Genomic DNA, 287 nt, shown 5'->3' with positions numbered 1-287 from the left:
TGATGATAATGAGTTCTACTCAGATTTTAACAATAATCAGGTATACGACACTAAGACTAATCCGGGATTTTATCAGGGGGCAAGTTGTACTGAGGCAGCTGAAGAACCTTCGGATCCTGATGACCCTAATTCTCCGTATCATTGTGAGTCGCTAGTCGATGTAAGACGTGTAGCTACGATCTGTATGTCTGAAGATGATGTCGTAATTTCTGATAACTTAGGTGGTGGGGTTCTGGATGCTTCAGCGGGCGCCGCAGGAGTTCTAGTTACAATTACTGATGGTAAAG

The 287-nt window shown here is 43.6% G+C and carries 1 protein-coding gene; it reads left to right on the top strand.

Annotation, left to right across the window (positions count from 1 at the left end; all coding sequences use genetic code 11):
• Positions 1-287: hypothetical protein (locus A3761_RS27390; protein WP_197472952.1), on the top strand; the 287-nt coding region annotated here is incomplete at both ends.

Source organism: Oleiphilus sp. HI0123 (assembly GCF_001635315.1).
This window is presented reverse-complemented; position numbering and strand designations above follow the sequence as displayed.